Origin of the sequence: Microcoleus sp. A006_D1 (genome assembly GCF_036702805.1) — a bacterium.
GTDB lineage: Bacteria > Cyanobacteriota > Cyanobacteriia > Cyanobacteriales > Microcoleaceae > Microcoleus.
This window is the reverse complement of record NZ_JAUBVZ010000001.1, coordinates 534256-549886: the sequence shown is the minus strand read 5'-3', so window position 1 is coordinate 549886 and position 15631 is coordinate 534256. Positions and strand designations below refer to the sequence as shown.

Sequence of the window (15631 nt, the reverse complement as noted above, 5' to 3'; positions counted from 1 at the left end):
TTCCTAAAGACAATTCACGAACTGTTCGAGTGCATCCCGGTATTTTTTCAGTGGGTCTGGATTCAATTGCACCCGCTCACCTGCGATGATCTTGGGACCAGGTTTTAACTTATGTAAGGGTGTACCAGTTGTAGCAGCGACAACACAGGCACTGTGATAATCGGGGATTTCAATAAAGGTGCTACTTGGGGATTCTTTAGGGTTTGCAAAAATATGACGATGCTTGTTGTATATATCATCCATCGTCTGCTTAATAGTTTTATTTACAGCTTTAAATGCCTTGCTCGCTTTTCCTTCGTACAAAGTCATCCGGTTGCTCACGAATGTATGTAACTTTGGTACAGATACACCATCTTCCTTGGCACGTTTTGCAAAGCTGATTCGTGCGTATGGTGCTGTATGTTCATCGGTGATACCATAGAGAAGTGCAACGACATTCTCTATGGCACGACGCGAACTGTCATCGGCTGTAAATGGCACAACAATGCCTTCTGCCGCAACTAAAGCAAGCTGTGTATAAATCGCAAAACTAGGGTTACAGTCAATGACGAAGAGGGTGTCTCGATCACCACTTTGTTTACGGAGAGCAACTGTCAGATCCTGTACCCAATTTAACACCTGTTTCCAAGCATCAATTGGTATCGAAAGTTGGGATGTCTGTCGGATTGCTTCAGAGATTATTTCGAGGAGATTGTCCCCACATACGAGCCTCAAATTTTCTGGTATGTTCGGATTGAAGTGTTTAGGTTCACACAGGTAGGGTGATACGTCTTCAATCATTTTAAAAGGGGAGTTCAGGCGTGCTTCAAGGTATCCCGCTACCGTCGCACGCGGAGTTTTAGTGTTCAAAGAATGTATTGCATTTGGGCTAGTGAGATACCCACCCAATAGAGTTTCTGACACATTCGCCTGCGGACATAGGTCAATTACGTAGACATCTGTATCGGGGTGACTGTGAGCATATTCAGAAGCAGCGACAAAGCAAAGGAAGCTCTTGCCGACACCACCTTTATTGTTCCAGAAAGCGTATGAACTCATTGGGTGTATTTTTTAAAAGGACAATAGAGTTTTCATCATCTATCTTTGCTTTCTTGGTTGAGGGATGATAATTTGAGCCTGCGGCTCTCGCGAGAGACGGGAACTAAGGCTGGTACTTTAAGTTTAGCACTGCTGTCCTTTAAACTTTCCACAATCTTAGATAATTCTGCAATAGTCGGTGCTTCAAAAACCCGGCGCAAAGGCAACTCTACCCCGAAAGCATCTCGCACTCTAGAAACAAGCTGAGTCGCCAGCAGCGAATGGCCTCCCAATTCAAAGAAATTGTCGCGGATACTGACACGCTTGATTCCCAAAACCTCACCCCAAATTTTGACTAAAACTTGCTCAACCGCAGTCTGAGGCGCAATATAACCGCCAGCTAATTCTAACTTAATCGGTTCCGGTGCGGGCAAAGCGAGCCGATCGACCTTTCCGTTAGCAGTCACCGGTAGCGACTCCAGCACCACAAAAGCCGATGGAATCATGTAGTCAGGCAGTTTTTCTGCTAGATAAGCCTGTAACTGCGGCACTAATTTGCGCGCTGCTTTCGCTTGTAAGGGATTGTTAGCATAAGAGCGAAGCAAGTTATCCACGGTGATTTCTTGCCTCAAATGTCGAGTTTCGCCCCGCACAAACACTACATCATAGCGCCCGTCACGGCCGGAATCTGACCAAGAAATACTAATATTATGCGGAACTTGCAAAGCATACCAAGCTTCGGGATCTATTCCTAAATCGCCGAGTTTTTCCAAAGCTTTCTGTAACTGAGCTGCTGTTTTAATTGTCTCAGCATTTGACAGCAATTCTGCCGTTTTTAGCGCCACAGTTACCCGCGCATTAGGTACATTGGCAATTTTCAAGCTGTCCAGTTGATTCTCTAATAATATTTGTTGCACCTTCCTAACAGTCAGATGCTGATTTTGTTCCGACCAATCTAGCAGTTGCGATCCCCCCTGCCCCCCTTGAAAAGGGGGGTTCTGAAGCTCTTGTTTGTCATTAAAGTCAGAGACACTTCTTAGCCCCCCTTCATAAGAAGGGTTGGGGGGATCTTTCTGCGGTGCAAGATGCAGAATTGCATTGTAGCGAAACTGAGTTAACTCATTGTGGTAGCTGCCCCGAATTAATTGAATTTCTACGCCGCCAATCTGCGGAAAGCAGTGCTGTAAAGCGCTAAAAAAATCTGGGTGAATAACTAACTCTGTTTCTTGAAACATTTGCATTTGTACTCGCTGCTGCAACTGTTCAGCAGCGAGACTCGGTTCGGCTTGATACAGTTGTACTGAAGCGTGGAAAGCAGCCAGCAGCGGCAAGCTACGCACATCTCCAATGAAGATAAAGCCACCGGGAGCAGTTGCTTTCACTGCACCTTCTATCACCTGCACGAGATAGTCGATATTCGGGAAATATTGTACAACAGAGTTGAGAATTACCGCGTCAAAAGCTGCTGTTTCTATTTCGGCAAAATCCGTCGCCATTTTTTGTAACAGCGTGACATTGGCTAACTGTTGATTTGCCAATTGCTGCTGAATGTAATTAATCGAAATTGGTGAAAAATCTGTGCCGCAATATTGAGTGCAGCGAGGCGCAATTTGGAACAGCATCAAGCCTGTGCCGCACCCAATTTCTAAGACTCGCTGCGGCTGCAAAGCTAAAATTTGGGCGGCTTGATTGTTCGCCCACTCGCGCACCTGTTCTGCGGGGATTGGTTGGTTGGTATAACTGCTATTCCAGCCGACAATATTGAATGTTGGATCTGAGTCTGCGGCAGGTAGATTGTAGGTTTCATTGTAGAGCATTTGCCACTGCGAAACTTGTTCTGCTTGCAATTCCAGGATTTGGTCGGTTTCGCTGGCAGTGCTATATTCGGTATTCAGAGCTATATAAGCTACTAAACGTTTATTTTGCTGTGCATCTTCCAAAGCTGTTAATACAGTTTGCTGCACCGCTGGATGTTGAGTTAATACTGTTTCGATTTCGCCTAATTCGATGCGGAAACCGCGAATTTTTACTTGTTCGTCAATGCGCCCTAAAAATTCCAGGTTGTAGTCGGATCGGTAGCGCACTAAGTCGCCTGTTTTGTAAATTCTCTGTCGTGAATTTGGTTGAAAAGGATTGGGAATAAAGCTGGCTGCGGTTAAATCAGGGCGGTTGAGGTAGCCGCGAGCGAGTTTGTTTCCGCCGATGTACAATTCGCCGACAATGCCTGCGGGTACGGGTTGCAAATATTTGTCTAATATGTAGACTTGGGTGTTAGCAATCGGGCGGCCAATTGTTGGGGCGATATCGGACTCTGTTGCGGGAATATAACCGGATGTTGTGACGACAGTATTTTCGGTTGGCCCGTAATTATTTACTAGCTTAAATGGATGGGATTTGAGAGGATATTGTTGCAGTTTTTCGCCGCCTGTGAGCATGATTCGCAATGCTGTTGTTGGAGGCCAATCTAATTGCAATAGTTGCGCTGCTAATGGTGTTGGTAAAAAGCTAATTGTAATTGATTTTGAGATTAACCAGTTTTGCAGTTTTTCTGGATCTCGCCGGATCTCATCTTCGGGAAAGTAGATGCTACCGCCGGCGGCGAGATACGGCCAAATTTCCCAGCCGCAAGCATCAAAGCCGATCGCACCAATTTGCGTAGCCCGATCGCCCGCTGACACTCCAAACTCACTTTGATGCCAAAAAACCAGATTTAACAGGCTCCCGTGCTCAATTTCCACCGCTTTCGGCTTTCCCGTGGAGCCGGAGGTATAAATCGCATAAGCCCGATTTTCGGCTGTGGCGGCGCTGGTGGGATTGTCGGCGATTTCTTGGGAAATCATCGCCCAGTCTGTGTCTAAACAGATAATCTGTACATTGGGCGAGCGCAAATCTTCTACCCATTTTTGCTGAGTTAATAACACAGATAATTGAGCGTCTTTTAGCATAAAGTGCGATCGCGCTACCGGATAGTTCGGATCTAAAATCAGATAAGCTCCCCCCGCCTTCAGGATAGCCAACATCCCGACAATCAGCTCGATCGATCGCCCGCAGTACAGCCCGACTAAAACTTCTGCCCCCACCCCAATTTTTTGCAAGTAACGTGCTAGTTGGTTGCTGCGGAGATTCAGCTCTCCATAGGTGATTTGCTCGCCTGCAAATACCAGCGCCACTGCATCCGGCGCTTGCTTGGCGTGAAGTTCAAAAAGTTGATGCACGCACAAATCTTGCGGATAATCAACCTGATTTTTGTTGCATTCAACTAACAATTTATCCCGCTCTTGCTCGCTGATATATTGCAAGTGCGCGATGCGCTGTTCGGGATTTGCGACAATACTTTCTAACAGCGTTTGAAAATGCGCTATCATTCTGCTAATCGTAGCTTCATCGAATAAATCGGCGCTGTAAATCATCATGCCGCTGATGCCTTCGGAAGTGTCAACCCACAGCTTGTTACTGGGCGATTGGTTGCCTCCCGAGCTGTTGGGCGATCGCTCCCACAAATGCAACTCTAAATCAAACCGGGCTGTTTGCACGTCTAACTGCTGCGGGCTGAAGGTTAATTCTGGCAATTCTAACGGCTGCGCGGGGGCGTTTTGCAGCGCAAAGGCTACCTGAAATAAGGGATTTTGGTTCAGCGCGCGATCGGGGTGCAATTCTTCTACTAACTTCTCAAACGGCAAATCTTGGTGAGCGTAAGCTCCTAATGCGACTTCTTTGACTCGGTTTAAAAGTTCCAAAAAAGTGGGATTTCCCGAGCAGTCTGTACGCAGCACCAAACTGTTGACAAAGAAACCGATTAATGCTTCTATTTCGCTGCGGTTGCGATTGGCGATCGGCGAACCGACAACAATATCTGATTGCTGCGCGTAATGGTAAAGCAACGTTTGAAAAGCTGCCAGCATTGTCATAAACAGCGTCACTCCTTGGCGCTGACTCAACATTTCCAAAGCCTCGCTGAGCGGTTTTGGCAGTTGCAAAAGCAGCCTTTTTCCTCGATAACTTTGAATTGCGGGCCTGGGCCGATCCGCAGGCAAATTCAACATAGAAATACCGTTTAACTGCTGCCGCCAGTAAGCAAGCTGCGTTTCTAAAACATCGCCTTGCAGCCATTCGCGCTGCCATTTTGCAAAATCAGCGTACTGGATCGACAAAGCCGCTAAAGGCGAAGGTTTTCCGCTAGCAAAAGCCGTATAAAGTGCGCCTAATTCCTGAATTAGCACTCCGATCGACCAACCGTCGGAGACAATGTGGTGCATATTCAGCATCAGCAAATATTCCGCATCATCTAACCGCAATAATGTGACGCGCAGCAACAAGTCAGTTGACAAATTGAAAGAGTGTTGAGCTTCCTTAGCCGCGAGCCGATTTGCTTCAGCTTGGCGAGATTGTTCGGGAAATTTTCGCAAGTCAAATACATAAATCGGCACATGAAAACCATCAGCTATTTGCTGCACTTGTTCGCCCGCCACCACTGCTAAATTCGTGCGTAAAGCTTCGTGGCGACGCACTATTTCATTGAAGGTTTGTTGCAGCGCCGGAAAATTCAGCGTGCCCGTCAGGCGCAAGGCTGCGGGAACGTTATAAAAAGGATTGTTCGGTACTAATTGGTCGAGAAACCACAACCGCTGCTGTGCAAAGGATAGCGGTAGATTTCCGGTGCGCTCTATCGGAACGATCGGTGCTGGAGTAAAATTATAATTACGATTAGCTGCTTGTAAAAATGAAATTATCTCGGCTTTTTTCTGAGAAATTTCGGCGCGCAATTGGGCTGTGATAATGCCTTCGGGAGCGTTGCAGCGCAGGCGAGAGCCTTCAACAAAAATATTAATATCTAAACTGCGAAGGTAAGAGATAAATTCTACTAACTCCACCGTGATAGAATCTCTTGCATTTGGCGATGAACTCGATATTTTTGGGTCTGGCATTTTGAGTCATCCTGTCATTACTTGGGCAAATGAATAAAAGAAATTCCACCAGCGCACAAATTAAGAGCTTAACTTACCCCTTGCCGACTGTGGCCTAACCTAAGTATGATTCTGTTTGAATCCGCAACCAAAATCCTACCCAAGGTTTCAGCTTATGCCCTTCATGCCCTTCAATTTCCTGTTCCTATGGCTGGTGGGACTGCTGTCCATCGGCGTACTTGGCGGAGGTATATACATTGTCTATGAATATTACATCGGCGCACTTGTAGGAATTTCCTACTTAGTCAGCGGAGTCTTGATGCTTCTTTGGTCTGTTGGCGGCCGCTTGATCAGTTTGCCACTGTTCCGCCGCCCCGGTGCTGACGAACCCAAGCCGACGCGGACGGGTACGGTGCAGCGGGTAGAGAGGCCTGATGGCACTATTTTACAAGTAGAATTCTACGGCCCAGAGGATGGACAACCGATTATCCTCTCGCACGGTTGGGGGCCGAATAGTATGGTTTGGTATTACGCGAAACGCCAACTTAGCGATCGCTACCGAGTGATTGTTTGGGATCTTCCAGGCTTGGGAAAATCCACTCGACCAAAAAACAGCGACTACTCCATAGAAAAATTTGCCCGCGATCTAGAAGCCGTCGTTTCCCTAGCAGGAAATAAACCGGTTATCCTACTCGGACACAGCATTGGCGGCATGATTTCTCTCACATTCTGTCGGCTTTTCCCAGAACTTCTCGGTAGTCGAGTAGCTGGTTTAATTCTCGTAAATACGACTTATACTAATCCCGTCAAAACCTCTATTTTTAGCGGTTTATTGCGCGCTTTGCAGAAGCCGCTGCTCGAACCGATTCTCTACCTCGCCGCAGCTCTGGAACCCATTATGTGGGCAATGACTTGGCTGAGCTATCTCAATGGTTCGCTGTTTATCAGTGTAGAATTATCGGGATTTAAAGGCACTGAAACGCGCGGTCAATTAGAGTTCTCAGGTTTCTTATCAGCCTTGGGTTCTCCGGGGGTTCTGGCTCGCGGCACCCTGGGAATGTTCAAATTTGACGAAACAAAAACTTTGCGATCAATTGACATTCCTGTGTTGGTGATCTGCGGCGATTCAGATATTGCCACTACCCCCCCAGCTAGCCTGCGGATGAAAGCTGAATTGCCTCAAGCAGAGCTAGTTACTATACAGCAAGGAGGACACATGGCATTAATGGAGCACAACCAGCAGTTTGCAGAAGCTGTTAGGGCATTCTGCGCTGAATTTTCCTAACTAAAAATGTGAGTTAAAATCCTGTAGGTTCAGTTAAGCCTGATCCCCCCTAGCCCCCCTTAATAAGGGGGGGACAAGAGCATTCAAAGTCCCCCTTTTTAAGGGGGATTTAGGGGGATCTCCGAGGAATAAACAGTGTTAACCCAAGCGTATTGACTTAAAATCCTGTAGGTTCTGGCTGTGGCGGCCTTAAAATTCCACCTCTTCTCTAGTATCTGCGATCGCGTTGGTAGTTGTTTGATTTTTTGCAGCCCAGCGCACTGTTTCAATGTATTTTGCTAGACTCGCCACAGTCGGCGCTTCAAACAAATTGCTGACAGGTAACTCGACTTGCAAAGCGTCTCGGATGCGAGAAATTAACTGCGTTGCTAGCAGGGAATGCCCGCCTAGTTCAAAGAAATTATCGTATATACTAACTTGCTGTTTTCCCAAAACTTTAGCCCAAATTTTGCCCAGCACCTCTTCGATATCATTCCGAGGTTCTACATAATTTACTGTTAGATCCTCGCTGTTTGTATCTATGTTAGGTAATGCGCGGCGATCGACTTTGCCGTTGGGCGTTAGCGGCATGGACTCCAACACTGCATAAGTTGCAGGTATCATGTATCCTGGTAACTTTGCTTTTAAGAATTGGCGCAATTCACTTGACTCGATATTGGGAATATCTGATTTTTTATTAATGCCGTCAGGGATAACGTAAGCTGCTAAATGTTTGTCGCCCGGGATGTCTTCTCTGACAATTACTACCGCCTCGCTTACTTGTAGATGCTGGCACAAAGCCGCTTCTATTTCTCCCAATTCGATGCGGTAGCCGCGAATTTTTACTTGGTCGTCAACGCGGCCTAAAAACTCGATGTTCCCGTCGGCTAGATAGCTGCATAAATCGCCTGTTTTGTAAACGCGCGAACCGGGTTTGTTGCTAAAAGGATTGGGAATGAATGCAGCAGCAGTTAAATCTGGGCGGTTGAGGTAGCCCCGCGCCAGTCCGTCGCCGCCGAGGTACAATTGACCTGTAATGCCGATCGCCACTGGCTGCAATTCCGCATCTAGGAGATAAATCTGCGTATTGGCGATCGGGCGGCCAATGGGGAGAGATGTGGCGGTTTCCGGTACGTCTAGCACCTGATAATAAGCCGAAAATGTGGTATTTTCTGTAGGCCCGTAAACGTGAATTATTTTAGTTGTTTGCACCTGTTTTAAAACTTTTTTCACGCATCTAATATCCGCTACTTCGCCACCAAACAGCAAGCAGCGCAACGAATTAAAAGCTTGCGGTAAAACTCGGCTAATTTGTTGAAATAAGGCTGTAGTTAAAAATAAAATAGTAATTTTTTGTTGGCGCAGTTCTAATGCTAAATCGTGAGGGGAAAGGGTAATATTTGTGCTAATTATTGCGAGTTGAGCGCCGTTGAGCAAGGCTCCCCAAATCTCGAAGGTGGCTGCATCAAATGAAGCGTTTGATGCTTGGGCAATTTTATCTGTAGGTGCTATTTTTATGTAGTTGGTGTTGATTACCAGCCGATTTACTGCTTTGTGGGTGACAGCAACTCCCTTGGGTTTTCCGGTGGAGCCTGATGTGTAAATAACGTAAGCTAGGTTATCGGCGGTTGCGGTGTTGGGGAGATTTTCGGTACTTTCTCGGGCGATTTGTTCCCAGTCGCAATTCAAGTTGATCGCCAAATTCGAGAAGTCTCGGAAATTTTCGCTCAATTTATCTTGAATTAGCAAGACTTTAACTCCCGCATCTTCCAGCATCAAGTTTAGCCGATCGCGCGGATAGCTCGGATCTAACGGTAAATAAGCGCCTCCAGCCTTCAGTATAGCCAACATCCCGACAATTAGGTCGATCGAGCGATCGGCGCAAAGCCCCACCAAAACCTCCGCCCCCACGCCCTGTTTTTGTAAATAGCGCGCCAGTTGGTTGGCTTTGCGGTTGAGCTCTGTGTAAGTCAAATGCTGGCTGTCGCAAGTTACGGCGACATCCTCCGAATGCTGCTCGACTTGCTGCTCAAATAACTGATGAATGCACTGATTTTGAGGATAATCTGTGCGAGTATCGTTCCATTCTCGTAATAAGTGATTCACTTCATCCTCGCTCAATAAAGGTAAGTTAGCAATGCTTTGTTCGGGATTCGCCACAATGCTTTCCAGCAGCGTTTTAAAATGTTTCAGCATTCGGGCGATCGTCACTTCATCAAATAAATCAGGATTGTACACAGCTACGCCTCTTAGGCCTTGCGAATCTTGCCAATGTTCGCCGTACCTGCTGCGAAACTTATCCGCAGCTTCCCACAAATGCAGCTCTAAATCAAAGCGCGTTGTTTGAGTTTCTAAATGAAAAGAACTCAACTTTAATTCTGGCAATTCTAGCTCGTCCACAGGCGCATTTTGTAGACCGAATACTACCTGAAATAGCGGATGTCGGTTGAGCGATCGCTCTGGGTGCAATTCCTCGACGAGCTTCTCAAAAGGCAAATCTTGGTGAGCGTAAGCTCCCAGGGTTACTTCGCGCACCCGCCCCAAAAAATCTCGAAATGTCGGGTTTCCCGAGCAGTCTGTCCGCAGCACTAAAGTGTTGACAAAAAAACCGATTAATGCTTCTATTTCGCTGCGATTGCGGTTGGCGATCGGCGAACCGACAACAATATCTGCTTGCTGCGAGTAGCGGTAAAGCAAAGTTTGAAATGCGGCGAGCAAGGTCATAAATAAAGTCGCTCCTTCTCGCTGCGACAGCGCTACAAGTGCATCCTTCAGCTTTTTCGGCAGTTCTAAATATTGAGTTTTTCCTCGATAATTTTGCATAGCTGGTGCAGGGCGATCGATCGGCAAATTTAACACCGAAATCCCGCGCAATTGCTGCCGCCAATAAGCTAGCTGAGTTTCTAATACTTCTCCTTGCAGCCATGCGCGCTGCCATTCGGCAAAGTCGGCATATTGAAGTGATAATTCTGGCAGGGGAGATGGCTGGTGATTTATAAAAGCTGTATAGATAGCTTCTAGTTCTCGAATTAGCACGCCGATCGACCAATCATCGGAGGCTATGTGGTGCATATTTAGCAAGAGAATATGCTCGCTATCTGTCAGCCGCAGGATGGTGACTCGCATCAGCGGCCCGGTGGCTAAATTGAAAGGGCGAAGAGATTCGGCTGCGGTGAGTTTTTTTGCTTCTGTTTGCCGTTGTTCTGGCGGCAAATGTTGCAGTTCTAATAGTTTTAAATTAATCTTGCAAGCGGGAGAGATTATCTGCACTGGTTGGCCCGATACCGCTGCAAAAGTGGTTCGCAAAGTTTCGTGGCGCTGCACTATTTCGTTGAAGGTTTGCTCTAAGGCCCTCAAGTTGAGGGAACCAGTTAAGCGCAGTGCAGTTACTACATTGTAGAAAGGGTTTTCCGGTGCGAATTGGTCGAGAAACCACAGGCGCTGCTGGGCAAATGATGCCGGAAAGACAAATACTTCGGTTTCTGAGGAATTATTCAGGTTTGGGCGATCGCCTGTAAAGGAATTGTCATAATTTTCGGAAACCATATCTGTTGCTCTCGGGGGATGGGATGTGTTAGTTTTTTGATGGCGCGGGGTGACTTCTTCAGGGTGCGATCGCCTCTTAAAACTTTCGCGAACAAAAAAATAGAACTTTTAATATCATAAATCCGGGTGCAAGAGTGCGGCAGAGATTTGGGCCCAGAAACCGGGTTTCTGGCCATTTAATGCTCAAATTATGCCTTTAGGGGTGAGGAGTCTCGGCCCTACCGTCAACTTTAGTTGTCTGGAAACGGGCGAGCCTGCTAGCGTTGCGGGTGAGTTGGATGCGAGAATTACCGGGAGCAATCGGTGCAGAGGTCAAGCTGTAGTATGATTTCTAATTGCACAAAGTGTTCTTGGGGCGATTAAGATCCCGATAGCTTCGCTCGCGCGTAATTATTCTCACATTTCTAGCTGAGCGACTACTATTGATTAAACAGTGTCCGCAATCTTTTAGATCAACTCACTATAACTTGCGACCTGATGCAGCCAAAATACTTAAGAACACTGAACGTGCAGTTTAAATTAGAGGTTATAGGCTAATGGCGCAGCGGAACGTATACTCGTCAAAGGGCGAGCCAGAGGATGCACAATCAGCAGAAGAAGTCCTCCACTCAGTAATGCAAGAACTGGACGCTTTGCATGAAAATGTCAAAGGTCAGTTAAATCAGGACATTACTCGGCTGCAAACAGAAAAAAATCACCTGATTGACGATATTGAAGGGCTCCGGGAGCAATATCGAAAATTGCAGTCCCAGCAAATGGAATCTCTGTCTGGGCGATACATTCAGCAGCAGCAATTGTGGCTGAAGCAGTTGGCTCAAGTTTTGGCTCACAATTTGCAAGATTTGTTGGTGCAGCGGTTCAACGAACTCAGCGCTAACTCGGGACATTCTCTCAGCAGCCCGATTCCCAGCGGCGAATTCCCGCTCCCCATGCCCCCGAGCAACTATGAGGAACGGGCTTCGGAGTTATTGGCGGCGCTCGACGATCGGATCGATCGCAGTTTCCAGATGCTGGAACAAGATTTGAGCAGCTACGAAAGCGAACTCTCCATGCGGCTCAATAACATGAAAACCCTCGAACTGCAAGGGGAAGAGCTGTTACAAAATCTCGTCAACCGCATCAGGGAAGAACTCGCAGAAGAAGAATATCTTGACAATCCTTTCGATGCTCAAGATTCCTATCCCGAAGCATCAACTAATTCTATCCGCCCCCAAGTTCTGGAGCCAACACCTGCTGATGCACCGCGGCCAGCCCTGCCGCAGCCCTCAGCAGCGCCCTCAGCAGCCGCGAAAGCAGCTTCTCAAGTACAGGCTGGTTTGATTCTGGCTTTGTCTTCGGCGGTGGTATTGTCGATGTTTAATGTTTGTTTAAGAATTTTAATTAAAAGCAAAAATCCTCGGATGATTTTTGGCTTGTTTGAACTTGAGGGAGTGGTGACTCGGGGTTTTGGAAATTCTTTGTTGATTTTGTTGATGCGGCTGATCGTGGTGATGGCTTTGATGCCAGTATTGGCAACATTTCTGTATCCATCAGTGTGGAAAGATATCAGGCGGTTGTTCCAGTCGGGCGATCGAGCTTTGTGGAGCAAGGTTTTAGGAAGCGCATTTTTTCTGTTTTTGTCTCAGGTTTTGATTTATTTGGCGATCGGCAATATCCCGGCGGGGATTGCGATTACAATTTTCTTTATTTACCCGATCGTCACCGTACTGGGTTCTTGGATCTTGTTTGGTGCTCGCCCAAGTACGATCGGCTTTTTGGCGATCGGCGGGATTACCCTAGGTCTGATTTTAGCTGGGTGGCCCAGTTTTGCGGCGCCAGCTCCGGGCGGCGGCAATGTCGGGGTGGGAGTCACGGCGGCACTCGCTTCTGGGATTACCTTTGCAGGTTACGTATTGCTGACGCAAATGGCCGCGGGCAAGCTGCACCCGATTCCTTTTAGTTTAGTTAATTTCGCCGCAATTTTTGTATTTTCCTCCCTGAGTTTGTGGGTGCCCCTGTCGGAAAATTTTGCTCCTCAAATCGACCAAAATGTTTGGCCGGGTTTGATTGTGGGAGGCGTTGTTTTAGGGGTGCTGACGCTGTTTAGCTATCTTTTGAACAATTTTGCCATCCGGTATGCCGGAGCAGCATTAGCGTCAGTAATTGGCACTTTGGGCCCGGCGATGACCGCACTCTTCGGGTTTATAATTATCAATGAGAAGTTGGACCCTGTGGCAATTCTCGGCATGATTGTGGTGACGTTGAGCGTGGCTGCTATGAGTGTAGAACGTATGGTGGCTCCTCAAAAGAAGGCTGGTTAAGGTAGAAACTGATGTTTGTAGTGAGGAATGCGAGTCCTGGGATTTATGCGGACTCGCATTCCTCACTACGAACCTGTTTTATAAAGTGTTCGTAGTGAGGAATGCGAGTCCTCGGATTTTGATTCCTAATTAAGCGTAAAATATGCCTCCCTAAAAAGCTTCCTTCTTCCTTCTTTTTACTCGCTCGCGAAGCCTTTATAGCCTTCTTCCTTCTTCCTTCTTCCTTCTTCCTTCTTCCTTCTTCCTTCTTCCTTCTTCCGATCAAACAACAGAAACAACCACACGAAAACCCACAATACTAGCCTTACAATCCGGCTGATATCTGAGGCGACACGCGCTGCGACAATTCGGAGGATGATCGTTCCAAGAACCGCCCCGCAACAACCTCAGCGAAGAGTCGCCGCCAGACTCCCAAACGCTGCCATCGACAGGCGCACCGTTGTAATTATTGTGCCAAGAATCCGCGCACCATTCCCACACATTTCCGTGCAAATCGTACAATCCGAAAGCATTCGGTTTAAAACTGCCAACATCTGTCGTTTGAAAGCGATAAACTCCCTTGGGCGCCTCAGCATAATTAGCATTTCCGTTGTAATTTGCTAACTCGCTGGTAATCGTTTCCCCAAAGTGAAACGCCGTCACAGTTTCCCCGCGACAAGCATATTCCCATTGAGCCTCGCTAGGCAAGCGATAATGCTTACCAGTTTTGCAAGAAAGTCGATCGCAAAACTCCACCGCCTCGTACCAAGATACATTTTCTACAGGTCGATTTGCACCTTTAAAACGGGAAGCATCGGGATTGAGAAATATTTTAATTTCCGGCAGGGCTGCAACGGCTGTCCACTGTGCCTGAGTGACTGGAAATTTGCCAATACAAAAAGAAGCTAAAGTTACTGGGTGCTGCGGTTTTTCGTCGCTGTCACCCCGATCTTTTCGGGTACCCATCAGGAAATTACCGCCAGGAACTGATACCATTTCCATGACTGTACCGCGGCCGAGATGTTCTTCAAAAAAATGCGCTTTCCCACTCTTAAGATTAGCTTGCTTCCCGCGATTGTCTACTGTCAAAACCTGAAATTCAAAAGTGCTTTTGACAGCATCAATCCTTTGCGTTCCCTGGTTATGAGGCGGATTCGTGTTAGATTTTTCCCTCGGATTGACAGAGATATTGCTGTTGATTTGCCCCATGCGATCGCTCGGGGTATTGATAGCAAGTTGTCCTGCCTCGCTCAGATAAGCATTTAGCGGAGGTAGAGCTGCCTTGGTCTGAGAAGAATTTAAAGTAAGTTGTCCACCCTTAGCAAAATGGGGTTGGGGAGGTAAAGAATAAAGATTTAAAGCTTTGATTACTTCATCAGCAGATTGATATCTATTTTTGAGATAATCTTGAATTAATTTATCTAAAATTGTTGCCAACTCGCTGCTGATTTTTGTGCCTGCGGGCAAGCGTTCTCTCCAAATCCAGCCGCCGTTAATTGGGTCATAAAGGTCATCAGAACCGTCAACTTTTGGCAAACATTGAGTTAGCAGTCTCAGGCAAGTTATCCCCAAACTGTACAAGTCGCTTCCCGGGAAAACTTGACCGCGCATTTGTTCCATAGGCGAATATCCGGGGGTTCCTACCGTCGTGCCTACTTGGCTCATCAGCGAGCCCGTCACTTGTTTGGAAACGCCGAAATCAATCAACACTAACTCTCGGCGTGCTCCCCTGCGGAAAGCGGAATTGCGAAAATTTCCCGCGGTTAGAGATGGATTGGGGGAGGTGCGGCGGCGGATGATATTCTCCAGTTTGATGTCTCGGTGAATGACATTGCGATCGTGCACAAATTTCATAATCGGCAAAATATCTGCCAGCAACTGCCAAATTTTTTCTTCGCTAAAAACGCCCTGCTGAGTTAATTCAGCCAGTAAATTTTGCCCCTCAATCAACTCTTGTACTAAATATAGCCGCTTGTCTTGTTCAAAATAAGCAATTAATCGAGGAATTTGGGGATGTTCGCCGAGCTCGTAAAGTCGTTTCGCTTCTTGCTGAAACAGTTCTGTTGCCTTTTGAAGTGCTGATGTTCCCTGAACTTGGGGCACAAACTGCTTGATGACGCAGGGATCGTCCATGCGATCGATATCTACCGCTTCATAAGTCCTGCCAAATCCCCCCTCGCCCAACAGTCGAATCACGCGGTAGCGGTTTCTGAATAGAGGCGTGAGGTCGGGCTGGCCGCAACTTTGACAAAATTTAGAGTTGTCGGGATTGAAAGGATTAGAGCACCTTGGATTCGAGCAGTAGAACATATCTGGGAAGAGATGATCTGGTTAAGGTTATGATATATCTTTTCTGGCTCTTAGTAATTTTTTGACATATTACAGTATACTACAACTTGGCGATCGCCCAAACAAAGATTATCGCACTCTCTCTCAAGAGCGATCGGGCTACAGACAAGAAGAGCTCGTACCGAATTGAAGAGCGATCGAGCCTGTGGTAATTTTGAACTATGGGGTATTGAGTATGGCGCGAGCTAACGACTCGGTGAGCGTGGCGGCAAATATGACTGAAATACTGTCGGTTATTAGTCGATCGGCCTTTGGGCTACTTACAGATGCAG

At 47.0% G+C, this 15631-nt stretch carries 7 protein-coding genes; 2 read left to right on the top strand and 5 right to left on the bottom strand.

Annotated elements, in window-relative coordinates:
* Window positions 1-3: 3 nt before the first annotated feature.
* Together QUB68_RS02250 and QUB68_RS02245 are read right to left on the bottom strand one after the other, a co-directional pair.
* Complete coding sequence (locus QUB68_RS02250; RefSeq protein WP_332988980.1) at window positions 4-1038, bottom strand: ParA family protein; 1035 nt, start codon at window positions 1036-1038, stop codon at window positions 4-6.
* A gap of 35 nt (window positions 1039-1073) precedes the next feature.
* A complete protein-coding gene (locus QUB68_RS02245; RefSeq protein ID WP_332988977.1) occupies window positions 1074-5942 on the bottom strand; it encodes an amino acid adenylation domain-containing protein in 4869 nt (1622 codons plus the stop codon).
* Between the two features lie 154 nt (window positions 5943-6096).
* Between QUB68_RS02245 and QUB68_RS02240 the strand changes: the two genes are divergently transcribed.
* On the top strand, window positions 6097-7206 hold the full coding sequence (locus QUB68_RS02240; RefSeq protein ID WP_332988974.1) for an alpha/beta fold hydrolase: 1110 nt from the start codon (window positions 6097-6099) through the stop codon (window positions 7204-7206).
* A 189-nt stretch (window positions 7207-7395) separates the two neighbouring features.
* Here QUB68_RS02240 and QUB68_RS02235 read toward each other — a convergent pair whose 3' ends face one another.
* Both QUB68_RS02235 and QUB68_RS02230 read right to left on the bottom strand, forming a co-directional pair.
* Entirely contained in the window at window positions 7396-10731 is a 3336-nt protein-coding gene (locus QUB68_RS02235; protein WP_332988971.1) for a non-ribosomal peptide synthetase, read from the bottom strand.
* A complete protein-coding gene (locus QUB68_RS02230; RefSeq protein WP_332988968.1) occupies window positions 10680-10907 on the bottom strand; it encodes a hypothetical protein in 228 nt (75 codons plus the stop codon). The genes QUB68_RS02235 and QUB68_RS02230 overlap by 52 nt, the downstream gene beginning before the upstream one ends.
* A 360-nt stretch (window positions 10908-11267) precedes the next feature.
* Between QUB68_RS02230 and QUB68_RS02225 the strand changes: the two genes are divergently transcribed.
* The gene (locus tag QUB68_RS02225; RefSeq protein ID WP_332988966.1) at window positions 11268-13031 is read left to right on the top strand and encodes a DMT family transporter; all 1764 of its coding nucleotides are present in this window, start codon (window positions 11268-11270) and stop codon (window positions 13029-13031) included.
* A gap of 261 nt (window positions 13032-13292) precedes the next feature.
* Here the strand turns inward: QUB68_RS02225 and QUB68_RS02220 are convergent, their stop codons facing one another.
* Window positions 13293-15320 (bottom strand): bifunctional serine/threonine-protein kinase/formylglycine-generating enzyme family protein, encoded by a 2028-nt coding sequence (locus QUB68_RS02220; protein ID WP_332988963.1) that lies wholly within the window; start codon window positions 15318-15320, stop codon window positions 13293-13295.
* Window positions 15321-15631 lie beyond the last annotated feature (311 nt).